This window comes from Bdellovibrio sp., from assembly GCF_036384735.1.
Classification (GTDB): domain Bacteria; phylum Bdellovibrionota; class Bdellovibrionia; order Bdellovibrionales; family Bdellovibrionaceae; genus Bdellovibrio.
On the sequence record NZ_DASVLT010000007.1, the window covers coordinates 303,939 to 316,360 of the forward strand.

The 12,422-nt window shown below is 45.5% G+C and carries 11 protein-coding genes; all 11 read left to right on the plus strand.

Features of this window, described 5'->3' with window-relative positions; all coding sequences use genetic code 11:
- Positions 1–150: 150 nt before the first annotated feature.
- From VF412_RS02025 to VF412_RS02075, 11 genes are read left to right on the plus strand one after another with little or no spacing between them, the layout of a single operon-like run.
- On the plus strand, positions 151–2,223 hold the full coding sequence (locus VF412_RS02025; protein WP_331337528.1) for a HAMP domain-containing sensor histidine kinase: 2,073 nt from the start codon (positions 151–153) through the stop codon (positions 2,221–2,223).
- Positions 2,224–3,711, plus strand: coding sequence for a GGDEF domain-containing protein (locus VF412_RS02030; RefSeq protein ID WP_331337529.1), 1,488 nt, complete (start codon positions 2,224–2,226; stop codon positions 3,709–3,711).
- Between the two features lie 11 nt (positions 3,712–3,722).
- Positions 3,723–4,931, plus strand: a complete 1,209-nt coding sequence (gene alr / locus VF412_RS02035; protein WP_331337530.1) for an alanine racemase — start codon at positions 3,723–3,725, stop codon at positions 4,929–4,931.
- Complete coding sequence (locus VF412_RS02040; RefSeq protein WP_331337531.1) at positions 4,931–5,758, plus strand: ABC transporter permease; 828 nt, start codon at positions 4,931–4,933, stop codon at positions 5,756–5,758. Before alr ends, VF412_RS02040 begins: the two co-directional genes overlap by 1 nt.
- Positions 5,758–6,525 carry an ABC transporter ATP-binding protein gene (locus tag VF412_RS02045; RefSeq protein ID WP_331337532.1) on the plus strand — a complete coding sequence of 256 codons (768 nt, stop codon included), beginning with the start codon at positions 5,758–5,760 and terminating at the stop codon, positions 6,523–6,525. Before VF412_RS02040 ends, VF412_RS02045 begins: the two co-directional genes overlap by 1 nt.
- Complete coding sequence (locus VF412_RS02050) at positions 6,522–7,880, plus strand: MlaD family protein (protein WP_331337533.1); 1,359 nt, start codon at positions 6,522–6,524, stop codon at positions 7,878–7,880. The genes VF412_RS02045 and VF412_RS02050 overlap by 4 nt, the downstream gene beginning before the upstream one ends.
- 4 nt (positions 7,881–7,884) lie before the next feature.
- Positions 7,885–9,666, plus strand: coding sequence for a tetratricopeptide repeat protein (locus tag VF412_RS02055; protein WP_331337534.1), 1,782 nt, complete (start codon positions 7,885–7,887; stop codon positions 9,664–9,666).
- Positions 9,666–10,421 (plus strand): hypothetical protein, encoded by a 756-nt coding sequence (locus VF412_RS02060; protein ID WP_331337535.1) that lies wholly within the window; start codon positions 9,666–9,668, stop codon positions 10,419–10,421. Before VF412_RS02055 ends, VF412_RS02060 begins: the two co-directional genes overlap by 1 nt.
- Positions 10,421–11,383 (plus strand): 3'-5' exoribonuclease YhaM family protein, encoded by a 963-nt coding sequence (locus tag VF412_RS02065; RefSeq protein ID WP_331337536.1) that lies wholly within the window; start codon positions 10,421–10,423, stop codon positions 11,381–11,383. The genes VF412_RS02060 and VF412_RS02065 overlap by 1 nt, the downstream gene beginning before the upstream one ends.
- Complete coding sequence (gene cysE, locus VF412_RS02070) at positions 11,383–11,898, plus strand: serine O-acetyltransferase (RefSeq protein ID WP_331337537.1); 516 nt, start codon at positions 11,383–11,385, stop codon at positions 11,896–11,898. The genes VF412_RS02065 and cysE overlap by 1 nt, the downstream gene beginning before the upstream one ends.
- Positions 11,895–12,314: a DUF962 domain-containing protein gene (locus tag VF412_RS02075; protein WP_331337538.1), complete on the plus strand. Its 420-nt coding sequence runs from the start codon at positions 11,895–11,897 to the stop codon at positions 12,312–12,314. The genes cysE and VF412_RS02075 overlap by 4 nt, the downstream gene beginning before the upstream one ends.
- The last annotated feature ends 108 nt before the right edge of the window (positions 12,315–12,422 follow it).

The window sequence follows — 12,422 nt, forward strand, 5'->3', positions numbered from 1 at the left end:
CTACGCTCTTTAAATCTGTTTGGCAAAGGGAGTCTTGCTTGATTCTTATCACTTTCTAAAAGTACAATGAAATCAAAGGGCTCACACGTTTTAAGTTAGCTCACCTCCGACGGATTCGGAGGGTAGACCACCTAGGAAGGAACAGCCTCGATGAAAGTGAAACTTCTTGCAGTTCTGATCGCCGTCTCCGCCATTTTTATTGGCGCAGTTTTGTGGCGCACAGACAGCTTTGTTTACGGCGATCGTATGAGTTGGGTCGAAGCACAAACACGCACACAGCTTGGTGCGATTGATCATGCATTGGCCGTCGAATTAAAATCTCTGCAAAGAATTGTCTCAACTTTCAACGCCGACAATTTTAAAAAAGAAAAATTCGCATGGTCGTCAGTGACGCCTTACTATGCAGCGGCATCGTTCCTTGTAACGAACGGTGAATTAGATCCTCAGACATTGATTACGAAAGACAATTCAAAAGCAGCCAGCTGGAGCAAAGAGTTCGTCAAGTCTGCTTTAGGTAAAGTCACAGATCGCACCAGTGACTTAAGATTTTTTGTAAAGCCATTCCAAGACAGCAACCGCGGTCGCTATGTCGCTCTTGTTTTCCTCGAGGGAAATAAAGCTTACGCTCTTTTTGGTAATGGTGAAATTTTTCAGTCGCTGATCGATGCGCAACGTGGTTCGCTCAGTTCGTTTTCGGTTGTGACTTCGACGGGTTTGACGGTAGGCCACACAATTCCTGAATATTTGGGCACGGTGATGCGCGATGATCCGTTCTTTAAAGAAGCACAAAAAACTTCCTCGCCTCATGGGGGCGGGACTTTCAAGCTTCCCAATGGTCAAGAGTTGTACGGCATGTACGAGCAGATTCCGCAAAGCAACTTGCTTGTGATTTCTTCAGCACCTTTGGCAGAGGCAATGAAAGGCCGCACCGGTTTGTGGTGGCAGTTCTTGTTATTAGGCGCGGGCCTTGTGCTTGTGGGGACAGCGGCTTCGTTGTGGGTGATCTCTCCTGCGGAAAAAGAAATTGAAAATTTGGAAGAGCAATTGGCAGCGGCGAAAATGAAAGTCGTAGCGGCTCCTGTGATTGAAAAAGCAGTGACAGTTGATGCAGAGGCTGCACAAAAAGACAAAGTTCAAGCTTCAATGCGTGTGGCTTCGGCCTTGGCTCATGAAATGCGCGGCCCCCTCACTTCAATTCTTGGCTATTCGCAAATGATCTTGGGTCAGAGCCCAAACAATGAAGTGGTCAGCAGCACAGAATCGATCTTGCGTGAAACAAGAGCCGCTCGAGGTGTTCTTGATAAACTTCTAGGTTATGCCGGTGAAGAGATCAAAGATAAGAACTCGATGAAAGTGGAAGGGCCTCTTGCCCGCGCTTTGAAAAATCTTGAAAGTCTGATGCAAAGCAAAGGTGTCAAGATCACAAGAAACTTCCAAGAGACATCTCCGGTTGAGTTGCATGTTGAAGCTTTGACGAAAGCCATCGAAAACATTCTTACCAACAGCGTAGAAGCGATGGAAAGAATGCCGAAGAAGGAAATCAAGATCGATCTGTTTGAAGATGAAAAAGCGATTCATCTGACAATCGAGGATTCGGGTGAAGGTATTGACGGCGCAAACCTGCAAAAGATTTTCGATCCGTTCTTCACAACAAGGTCTTTCCATAACCATATGGGGTTGGGTCTGTCTGTAGCGTTTGGTGTTTTGAAGGAGCACAACGCAGAGGTGCAAGTCAGTTCAGAGCGTGGCCAAGGGACGAAGGTCACGGTGCTATTCAAGAAACAGGAAGTGGCGTCGGTTTTGCGTGCGCCGCAAGAAAGCGTAGAAAAAGTGGAAGAAGTTGTAATTGCTCGTGAGTTGCCACAGTTGAAAGATGAATCTCCAGCTCGTAAGGAAGCCGAACAGGAATTTGCTGAAGTTCAAGCTTCGATGCCAGAGCCGGCTCCGCAATCGCCACTTGATGTGAATATCGAAAATCTTTTGGAGCTTCCGGCAATGCCAGAGGTGAAAGAAGAAATGTTGAATGATGAAAAAACTCCGGTGATGGAAATGGCTCAAGCCTCTGCGGAATCGCAGGGGCCAATGGGGGCCGAGCTTGCACCCATGGATGACGAATTGACTCCAGTCAGTTTCGTGAATGCGCCGAAGATGGAAGCAAAACAAAAAACTTCAAAACTTGATAGTTACCATGTCGAGATTCGCAGACCTGGAAAGAGGGTTTAATTGAATATTCGCGATCATAGCTCTCAGTTTACGATTTATATTTTTACCACGGATGTGGATCAGGGCGCCTCTGCGAAAGTATATCTTTCACAAGCGGGTTATGATGCCTATTTCTTCCAGGACCCTGAAGCTCTTGAAACGCGTTTGAAAGAAAATGCTCCGCATATTTTGATTTTCTCGACGGCCGCGTTGGGTGGGGCATTGAGTGATTTTGTCACTCACGTTCAGGGTATCAACGATGACATTCGTTTCATTGCCATCACGGCGATTTCGCAATTTGATATTTTGGCTCAGTACAACAACTTCGGTTTTGTTGATGTGATCTCTGACGAACCGGCGGCGCTAGAATCGCGCATTGTGTGGGCTGTGGATCGGGCCTGCGAAAAATTATATCTGACTTATCAGAACGAACAGCTCTTTGATGATTTGCAGACAAGCAAACAACAGGTCGAAGAAGTTCACAAAGCGGCAGTCACAAGTATGAAGGCAGCCCCTGAGGTTTCTGATACGATAGCGGTTTCAACAAAGATCGGTCAGTATCGTTCGGCCCAAAGCAAAGAAGATATGATTCAAAAATATTTGAACAATATCGCGGGTACTTTGTGTGTGTTCTTCAAATTTTTGCCTTCGGTTCGCTCTTTCGTGGCGACACATGCGAACGGTGTGGAAGGGCAGCAAATACAGGGCGTGGGCTGTCAGCTTGAATCCGCAGATGTGAAGGATCTGGGCACTCAGCTTGCGATGGGGCTTTTGCCAGCGCGCTTTAATGAGATGTTGGTCGAGGCTTTCCATTTCAATCCGCCTAAAGCACTTCCGTTGTACGGCGCTCAAAATCTTGAAGGCGTTTTCGTGTATTCGGGTGGATTGGAAAAACACGCGGCCTCACAATTGACGGAGGAGTTTGCGCTCTTCTCTTTGTGTTACTCATATTTGGTTCTGGAAAAGAAAGTGGATTCGCTCGAGGTCCAAGATTTTGTCACTGAACTTTATAACCGAAATTACTATGTTAAGCTTCTCGGTGACGAAGTGTCGCGAGCGCGTCGTCTGAAACAGCCTGTCTCTGTCGTAAAAGTTGCTATGGATGACTTTTATGAGATCGAGTCATCTTTAGGTGAAGCGGTGAGAGATGAGTTGCTTAAATCTGTTGCTACGGTCATTGCTAAGACCAGCCGATCTAACGATCAAAGTTGCAGAACGGCTGCCAATGAAATGGCAATGATTCTTCCGCACTGCTCGCGAAAAGGTGCAGCTTTGCGGGCCGAGCGACTTCGCCGAATCATCGAAGGAACTTCATTCCTAGATAACGGCATGAAAGTTTCTATCAGCTTGGGGATCAGTGAGTATCCGTCCCTGTGTGATTCTGCGAAGACATTGGACGAGTCAGCGACGAAAGCTTTGAGTCACATCGTTGACAAGGGTGGAAATAAAATTTGCTTGTATAAAGCTCCAGAGACTCATCGTCCGGAGTTTGAAGTTCCTGCTGAATAGAGAATTTAAAGATGGACATGTATCGCCGCACTTTTGCAGAAATTAATCTTGATAACTTGGCACACAACATTCGTGCCTTGCAGAAGTTATTTCCTCAGGCGCCGTTCCTTTGCCCGATGGTGAAGGCCAATGCCTACGGTCATGGCGACGTGCAATTGGCGTGTTTCCTTGAAACTTTAGGCGTGCAACATCTTGGCGTGTGTTTGATTGAAGAAGGTCTTTTGCTTCGCAATTTCGGAGTGAAAGCCGAAATTTTAGTCTTCCGTGGATTTGACCGCGAGGGGGCAGAAAAAATTCTTCAGTATCGTATGACTCCGGTCGTGACGACGTGGGAGCAGATTCAATATCTTGAAGAAGTCGCTGACGATCCTGTGGGCATTCATTTGAAATTTGATACAGGAATGAATCGTTTGGGTTTTCGTCCTGAAGAGGCTCAGAAACTTTACGAGCGTCTGTGGCAGAATAAAAAAATCCGTGTGAAAGCATTAGTCACTCACTTGTATAACGGTGAGGATGCTATTTCTGAAAATGGTGACAGTGCGGAACAACTTCGCAAGCTTCATCACGTCAGCCAAGTTTTTAAACCTTTCAATATTTTCTGTCATGCTTTGAACTCCGCAGGAATTTTAAGCTTGTTGCAAATTCAGCAGAAGGGCGGCGGTCAGCACGGCACTCATCCGCTTTTACTGCAGAACTGGGGATTGCGCCCGGGGCTTATGATCTACGGTTACAATCCGTTGGAGTCCAAAGATCTTTGCGATTTAAAGCCTGTGATGTCTCTAAAATCCGTGGTAAATACCTTCCGCCATTTAAAACCTGGCGAGAAAGTTTCTTACGGTGGAACTTGGAAGGCCCAGCGCGACTCTGTGATCGCGATTGTGCCGATTGGATATGCGGATGGGTATCATCGCATTTTATCCAACCAAGCTTATGCTTTATTTAACGGAGCTCGCGTTCCTGTTGTTGGAAGCGTCTGCATGGACTACTTGATGTTGGATGTGACAGATGCAGTGAAGGGGCAAGACCTCGCACAGTTGCAAGATAAACAGGTTATTTTATTTGGTTACGATTCTCATGGGAATTTCTTGTCGCCGGAAGAATTGGCAGGGAAAGCGAAAAGCATCACTTGGGAAATGCTCACAAGTGTTGGCGAGCGCGTACCACGAGTTTACGTCGGCAGCGAAGCAGACTCGTTGTTAGAGAACGTTGGGGGAGAATAATGGCAGTAGTAGATAAAGCCGCAGGCGCAGTCAGCTGGGTCGGCGACTTCTTTATCGGAAAGACCAGAAGATTTGTCGAGGAAACCGGCAAAGTTATGATCTTCTTCTCTGAAAGTGCACGTTTGATTTTCTCAAAGCCTTCGCGCTTTCCTGAGGTTATCAAGCACATGGAGTTCATCGGTAACGAATCCATTGCGATCATCAGTTTGACAGGGGCCTTCACAGGACTAGCTCTTTCTTTACAAATCTATCTTGGCTTTAAAATGTTTAATGCCGTGAACATGGTAGGGCCCGTTGTTGCTTTAGGCATCACTCGTGAATTGGGACCTGTGCTCACAGGTTTGATCGTTGCTGCTCGTGCGGGTGGGGCGATGGCTGCACGATTGGGAACCATGCGTGTGAATGAGCAAATTGATGCCCTCGATGTGATGGGTGTGAACACAAAACAATATTTAATCTCTCCACGTATGTTGGCAGCGTTGATTTGTATGCCGCTTTTGACTGCGGTTTTCGATTTCGTTGCAATGCTGGGAAGCTGGTTCTTGTGTGTGAAGATGGTGCAACTTGATGAAGCTATCTTCTGGCAAAAAATCAGAGACCTTATCGAAGTAAAACATATCAACGAAGGTCTTTTTAAATCTGCTGTTTTTGGCCTATTCTTCGCCTTGATCTGTACATACCGTGGCTTCAATACAACGGGTGGCGCAAAAGGCGTAGGCGACGCAACCAACCAAGGCGTCGTTCAAAGCATGGTCGCGATCATCATTCTTGATTACTTCCTGACAAACTTGATTCGTCTTTACTACAACATCGCGGGGATTTCGTAATGGCGAATACTTCCAATGCAGTTGTCATGCGAGACGTAAAAAAATCCTTCGACGGTGGCAAAGACTTCGTTTTGAAGGGGGTCAATTTGGAAATTCCCAAAGGCTCTTTGACTGCGATTATTGGTTTCTCTGGAACTGGTAAGAGTGTCGTGTTGAAGCATCTTCTGGGTCTTTACAAACCAACCTCGGGAACCGTTGAAGTATTAGGAACAGACCTTGCAACTTTGGACGATAATCAACTGACTGAATTCCGCCGCAAGTTCGGAGTTCTTTTTCAATCTGCAGCTCTTTTTGATGATATGACTGTTTTGGAAAATGTTTGTTTTCCTTTGTTTGAACATCGTCGCGATTTGAAAGAGGCACAGGTCCTTCGTATAGCCGAAGAGAAACTCAAAGAAGTCGGTTTGGACCCAAAACATAATAACAAACTACCTTCTCAGATTTCAGGTGGTATGCAGAAGAGAACGGGTTTGGCGCGAGCTCTCGCCCTAGATCCAGAAATTTTGATATACGATGAACCAACTACTGGTTTAGATCCCATTCTGACTGAAATGGTGGATAATTTGATTCTGAGTACTCACAAATCAAGACCTGGGACAACGTCGATTATGGTATCGCATGATTTGTCCGCTGCGTTTAGGATTGCCGATCATATCGCAATGTTAGATAGTGGCCGGGTTTTACTTTTTGGTACTCCAGAAGACTTCTTCAATACAGATATCGAACTGGTGAAGAAGTTTGTGAATAAAGGGATGAGACATCAATGAATTGGCTTCGTGTAGCGGAATTTAAAGTTGGTTTGTTTGTGATCGTGGTGGGATCTTTGATCGCCGTCATGTCCATGCAAGTCAGCGACGATCCTTCTTATCTAGGCCGTTCAAAGAAAGCCTGGTTCCTTCTTCCAAATGCGGGTGGACTTGTTAAGAACTCTGCGGTTCGGTCTGCCGGTATTCCAGTAGGTGTTATTAAAGACATCCGTTTACAAGATGGCCAAGCTCGTATCGATATCACGGTTAAATCTGATATCCCATTAACAACTTCGGCAGCGATCGAGATCAAAGCTCAAGGTATCTTGGGTGATTCTCACGTTGAGGTTTATCCAGGTTCTCCGACGGATGCTCCACTTCCAGAGGGCGCACAAATCTTGAACATCAAATCCAAAGGTTCTTTGGATACATTGATGGCCGAAGTGGGTGACGTGGCATCTTCGCTTAAAGTTGTAGCGAAGAATCTTGAAGAAGCGACAAGCGAAGACGGAACTCGTAAACACATCTTAGGTCGTATCGTTAAAAATATTGAAACGATCACAGATGACTTGGCTCACGTAACTTCAGAAAACAAAGATAAGATCGGCGAGATCGTAGATGAAATCCATGATGTAACTTCTTCTTTGCAAGCTATCGCGAATGATAACAGTGATAAAGGTTTCAAAAAAACGTGGGAGCATCTTTCTGCCACAGTTAAAAACCTGGATGATGTTACGGCGAAAATCAACCGCGGTGAAGGTACAATTGGCAAGCTTGTTAGCGACGAATCAACGGCTGAGAAAGTGGACTCTGCTATCGACGGGATCAGCGATCTTGTGGGTGTAGCAAGCCGTATGCAGACAGCATTCGATTTCAGGACGGAATACTTGGGCACAGTTGGAAGTTGGAAATCTTCTATCGGTGTCGTGATTCAACCGGGTCTAGATCGTTACTATTATTTGGGTGTCGTGGATGATCCTGCCGGTGTGGTCGAGACAACTCGTACTCAAACAAGCGGTACAACAACTTCGGATATTACTCAGACAGCAACTTATCAAAACAGAATCAAGCTGACTTTAATGTTTGCTAAGAACTTCTGGGATCTGACTTTGCGTGGCGGTATCATCGAAAATGGTGGCGGCTTCGGCGTGGATTATTTCTTCCTACGTCGTAAGTTGAAGTTCACGACAGAGGCGTTCGACTTCACAAGAACAAATTGGCGTTCCTATGCAACTTGGTACTTCTATCGCGGTCTTTATGTAGACGCCGGTATCAACGATACTCTTAATAAGAACTCCACTCGTTCCGGTTTCGTGGGTGCGGGTCTTTACCTTACCAACGACGATCTCAAACTACTCTTAACTCGAGGACTCTAACAGCATGATGCCACAACCTGCCAACCCTTCCGAGAAGAATTGGCTCGTAAAATCCTCTACGAGGATTCTTGGGCCATTCACTTTAGATGAAGTGACGCAGATGTTGGCGAGCAAGCAGATCTCGATCATCGACGAGGTTCGCCAACCACAAGGGCGTTGGGCATATATCCGCGAAAGCCAAATGTTCATGGAGATTGTTCGCAATATCCGTGAAGAACAAGATGCAACTTCTGAAAATACAATGACTCAGTCAATTGCTCAGCATACGTTCACAAAAACGGATGCGCTGACGCAGACATTTAACGATGAGCTGACGCCAACGCCGGTTCCTGCTTTTGAACCTCCGCCGCCACCGACGGCAGGGGATTTTAAAGACGTGACTCCTTCAGTGGAAAGAACTTTAAGCACTCGTTCTTTGGCCAAGGAAGCAGGAGCAAAAAGTTACGGTTCTTCTGTTGATTCCCGTGTTCGTGGAAAAATGCAGAAGCAATCTAATACCCTTCGTTGGGCTTTGATTGGTATCGCGGGTCTAGCGGCCATCGGCATAGTGGCGGGTTTGTTATTAAAAGATCGTCGCAAAAACATCGGTTATGAAGAGCTTTTGAATCAAGCCATTCGTTATAAAAGCCTTGGGCTTTATGAAAAATCATTAGCGGCTTATAAAAAAGCAGCCGTGATGAAAGAGCCTGATTCAGAGACGCAAACTCAAATGGCTCCGGTTTTGATTTCGGAAGATCGTCAAAGTTTGCAAGGACGTCGTATCTTGGAAAGATCTCTTTCCCAAGATGGCCGTTCACGCCAAGACCTTGTGGATGCTTATCTTGGAATATCTGTATCTTATATGATGGATGGCGATTTGAAAGAGGCGGAAGATACTCTTCAAAAAGCGGTTGGTTATGATCCAGCCAACATATCAGCTCTTGTGAATTTGGCCATTGTGCAAATGAAAAAGGGCAGTTATGGCGAGGCGATGCGCGAATTTGAATCTGTGTACCGCAAAAATCCAAACTCGGTGATCGCCTTATTCGGTCGTGCCATGGCAGCGATGGAATTTGCAAAGACGACACAAGATCGTTCATTTCTAAAACCTTTAGTTACCGACATCAAAGCCAGTCTTGAGCGCACAAGCTACCTTCGCCAAGAGCTGAACTTGTTTCTGATATATGCGCAAAGCTTGATCGGCGATACGGATGCTGTAAATCAAGCCGTCGTTCAGTTTCTCGACACCGAACCAGGTATGGCGGACCGTTATACACATCCCTTGATGGTAGATTGGCGTTTTACACAATGGGATTATATTGAAAAGTATTGCTCTGAACTGTTTGAAAAAAGCATTCAGACAGCTGAGATGAAAGCGCTTCGATCTGTCTGTTTAATGGAAGTGAATCGTGACAGTGAAGCGCAAAAGATGTTGCAAGAAGCTTTAACTGAAGGGCCTAAAGATCCTTACGTGTTAGCGGCCCAAGCCGGTTATCTGGTCAAGGCGTCGCGTTTACCAGAGGCGACAGCGATCTTGAAAATGCCAGAACTCACAAATTTAAAAGTTAAAAATCATTTGTTAGGCGATATTTGTATTACAACGCTTGATATTCCTTGCGCGCAACAAAGCTTCTCGCAATTGTATCAATCAAATAGAAGTGATGTGGCTGCTTTATACGGCATGGCTTGGAGTGCGGTTCGCAAAAAAGATCGTGCGGCTGCCTATGACTATGTTCGTGCCGGTTTAGAGGCAGAACCAAATTACGTTCCGCTTCTTGAACTAAGGGACCAATTGGAGTCTGAGTAATGAAAAAGTTCGTCCAGATCTTTTCACTCTGGATGTTTTTCGCACTGGGAGCCTGTACGAAGGAGCCCGGCTTTCACGTTGAAAAATATAAAGAAGTAAAATTCGAAGATATTGCCGAAGATGTCCGTATTCCTTCTGTAGTTTGGGATCTTTTAGAATTCAAACCTGTCGTTGCCGAGAAAAAAGAAGAATCTCGCGAGGGCGGTAAAGAAGAAAAAAAAGAAGGCGAAGCTAAAGAAGGTAAAAAGGAAGAGAAGAAAGAGGAAGGCGAAAAGGGCAAAGAGGGCGGAGTCGCCAAAGATGTCAATTTTGCTGAAATCACAGTTTTCCTCGTCGAGAAAAATGACGGCATCGTGAAAGATGAAGCTGTAAAAATCTCGTTACCAAAAGGCGGCGGCGAAATCGATCTTTCCCAATATATCACGGATGCCAAGGGTTCTTTCTATGTGGGTTTTGATTTCCCAGAGTTCAAGGACTCTACGGCGCAAAAAGTTTTGTTCATGAGCAAAACTCGACGTCGCAAGGTAGACGATAAAGTTTTGGGAAGTGGTTGCAACCAAGTTTTGGATATTACGACGACATTCATGAAAGCCATGACCAAGGAAGGTTTGAAAGTTAACACCGTTCGTGAACGCTATATCACGGTTTTGGGCGGAACTTTCTTCTTTGCGGCCCAAAAGCCAACAGGCATTTCTATTTCCCAAGTAACTTTCAAGGATTCCAAGCACCAAAACCTTTTCTGTGAGGGGCCATAATGGAAAGACAAACTGTTCAAAGTCTTAAAGACAAAGAAAATGTCGATTCATTATTTCTAGTGAAGGAAAAAACCGTCGCCATCGGGAAGAATGGACGACCGTTCATGGGGCTGCAGTTGGGTGACAGCACAGGCACCATCGATGCACGTTTGTGGGACCGCGTGGATGAACTTTCTCGCGAGTTTGAAATTGGTGACGTCCTCAAGGTCAAAGGCCAAGTTCAGCTTTTCCAAAATCGCAAGCAATTGATTGTACACAAGTTAGAGCGAGTGGACTCTTCCACTGTAAATTTCGAAGAATTTATTCCGAAGGCTTCACGCAATACTGAGGACATGCTGGCAGAGCTGACCCAGATGGTGCGTACGATGAGAAATGATAATCTTCGCCAATTAATCTTAGATACATTGGAAGATCCTGAAATTCGTCCAAAAATCTTGCGTGCGCCTGCAGCGAAATCCATTCACCATGCGTGGGTCGGGGGGTTGCTTGAGCACATCCTTTCGATTTGTAAGATCATGGATTTCATGGGAACACACTATCCGTTCTTGAATCGGGATCTGCTTTTGTTCGGCGCCATTTTCCACGACATTGGCAAAGTGTGGGAGCTTTCCTATGACAACGGAATTTCTTACACAGACAAAGGCCGTTTGATCGGGCACATGCAGATTGCTTGTGAGTTGATTGATAAAAAATCATCACGCATTTTGGGTTTTGATGACGAGCTTCGTGACATTTGCAAGCACATCATCTTAAGTCATCACGGAAGACTGGAGTATGGTTCTCCGAAACGCCCGAAATTTTTAGAAGCCATGGTTGTTGCCATGATTGATGACTTTGATAGCAAAGTCGCGACTGTTAAAACTCTCATCGACGGGGAAAAAGGTTCCGGCGAAAAGTGGTCTCGTTATAACGAACTCTTTGATCGTTACTTCCTATTAGATGATTTGAATGAGAAATATTAATGTTTGCACGAATTACTGATTTTCTTAAGACATACAAAAGCTACGATCCCGCAGCGAAATCCTTGTGGGAGATCGCTTTACTTTATCCGGGACCGAAAGCGATGCTATGTCATCGCATTGCGCATTTTCTTTATGCGGAAAAGTTTTTCTTTTTAGCTCGTCTAGTAGCAGAGATCTCGCGTTGGATGACCGGCATCGAAATTCACCCGGGTGCAACGATCGGTCGCCGCTTGGTGATCGATCACGGTGTTGGCGTTGTCATCGGCGAGACAGCTGTGATCGGTGATGATTGCATCATCTTCCACGGAGTGACTTTAGGCGGAACAAAGTTCGATCCGGTGAAAAGACACCCGACAGTTGGAAATAAAGTTTTGATCGGAACAGGCGCAAAAGTTTTGGGTCCTATCACGATTGGTGATGGTGCGATCATTGGTGCGAACTCTGTAGTGGTGCGTGATGTTCCACCGGGAGTCAGAATGGTCGCGCCACTTGCTCAACCGAAAGGGTCGCAATGAAAACGCTGGATCAGTGGTATGCCGAATATAGTGAAAGCCATCAAAATCCTACGAATCGCAAGATCCACAAGATCTGCGTGCCTGCGATTTTCTTCTCAGTCGTTGGTTTTCTGATTTTGATTCCGCTTCATTTAGGCCCCATTCGCTTCGGGGAGCTTATTATTGCTGTCGCCTTAGGCTGGTATTTGACGCTTGGCTTCAAATCTTTTTTGATGATATTCGGTCAGGTCATAGCCTCTTATATATTGCTCTATTTCGTCGGCCATCTCATGAATCCGGCGATTGCCTTAGCGATTATCTTTGTCATTGCCTGGATGGGGCAGTTTTATGGCCACAAAATTGAGGGAAAAAAGCCTTCATTCTTCAAAGACTTACAGTTTTTGCTCATCGGCCCTTTGTGGGTTTGGACTCACTAAAGATCAAATTTCCCTCTGAAAACGACTATAAATAGCACGTCGAGCTATAAACTAGACTCAGTTATCACTCTGTTTTCATGATTGAAAACTAATATTAAAAGCGTCGCT

What these genes read in the sequence shown, in the direction of transcription:
- VF412_RS02025 (WP_331337528.1), top strand. Translation starts at nt 151, where the DNA reads ATGAAAGTGAAACTTCTTGCAGTTCTGATCGCCGTCTCCGCCATTTTT.
- alr (WP_331337530.1), top strand. Translation starts at nt 3,723, where the DNA reads ATGGACATGTATCGCCGCACTTTTGCAGAAATTAATCTTGATAACTTG.
- VF412_RS02040 (WP_331337531.1), top strand. Translation starts at nt 4,931, where the DNA reads ATGGCAGTAGTAGATAAAGCCGCAGGCGCAGTCAGCTGGGTCGGCGAC.
- VF412_RS02045 (WP_331337532.1), top strand. Translation starts at nt 5,758, where the DNA reads ATGGCGAATACTTCCAATGCAGTTGTCATGCGAGACGTAAAAAAATCC.
- VF412_RS02050 (WP_331337533.1), top strand. Translation starts at nt 6,522, where the DNA reads ATGAATTGGCTTCGTGTAGCGGAATTTAAAGTTGGTTTGTTTGTGATC.
- VF412_RS02055 (WP_331337534.1), top strand. Translation starts at nt 7,885, where the DNA reads ATGATGCCACAACCTGCCAACCCTTCCGAGAAGAATTGGCTCGTAAAA.
- VF412_RS02060 (WP_331337535.1), top strand. Translation starts at nt 9,666, where the DNA reads ATGAAAAAGTTCGTCCAGATCTTTTCACTCTGGATGTTTTTCGCACTG.
- VF412_RS02065 (WP_331337536.1), top strand. Translation starts at nt 10,421, where the DNA reads ATGGAAAGACAAACTGTTCAAAGTCTTAAAGACAAAGAAAATGTCGAT.
- cysE (WP_331337537.1), top strand. Translation starts at nt 11,383, where the DNA reads ATGTTTGCACGAATTACTGATTTTCTTAAGACATACAAAAGCTACGAT.
- VF412_RS02075 (WP_331337538.1), top strand. Translation starts at nt 11,895, where the DNA reads ATGAAAACGCTGGATCAGTGGTATGCCGAATATAGTGAAAGCCATCAA.